We start from the raw sequence: 654 nt of genomic DNA, 5'->3' as shown, positions 1-654 counted from the left end.
AATATAGCGAAGTCCTAGGTCAACGCCCATTGCCTTGGTTTCTTCCCGTTGTTGGACTTCAACTGTGATCGCAACAGCCAAGTACCATTTCTTTCTCTTTTTGTAGAGCTTGGCTGCCCCTTGTTTGGCGGTTCCGTCCAACAATCGATTCAGCCATGCTTCTTGATCGGGACGCGTGACCACAGGCACGCCAATTCGCTTCTCCAGTGTGGGAAATGAAACGGTGTAGAACTCTCCTTTCTTTTCAACCTTTACGTTTTGATTGTTGAAGCAACACCATAATGTTCGAAACTTCTTTGTTTTCTGGTTTTTCTTTTGGGACTTCACTTCTCGAATCGTCTGATTCACGACGGCGGAAGGAAACCGCTGCGACGAAAACTCTTTAAACATTTTACTTGTCGCTTGATTCAGTTTGGGATGATCCAACAGCCAATTCGCAAACGCTGTATTCACTTCTGTCATCCGTTCGTACATTTCTTGTTTGACTTTCGTTGGTTTGTGCAGTTCCAGCCTTAGTGTGATCGTCGGCATGGATTCACCTCCTTGTGGCGATTACAGGGTACCATTTTTTTAGAATCATTCAAAGAAAAATGCTCGCTTTCATGGGGCTGACCCAAAAGTCCGCCAAAAAGCGGACTTTTGGAGTCAGCCCTC

1 protein-coding gene is annotated in these 654 nt (G+C 45.6%); it reads right to left on the bottom strand.

Annotated elements, in window-relative coordinates:
* The coding region (locus tag BRO54_RS18895) for a nuclease/transposase family protein (protein WP_476701677.1) at positions 1–531 on the bottom strand (531 nt) is incomplete at its 3' end.
* Positions 532–654: the final 123 nt, after the last annotated feature.

The sequence above is a fragment of the Geobacillus proteiniphilus genome (genome assembly GCF_001908025.1).
Classification (GTDB): domain Bacteria; phylum Bacillota; class Bacilli; order Bacillales; family Anoxybacillaceae; genus Geobacillus; species Geobacillus proteiniphilus.
Note: the sequence above shows the minus strand (reverse complement) of the source record. Positions and strands in the feature narration are given on the sequence as shown.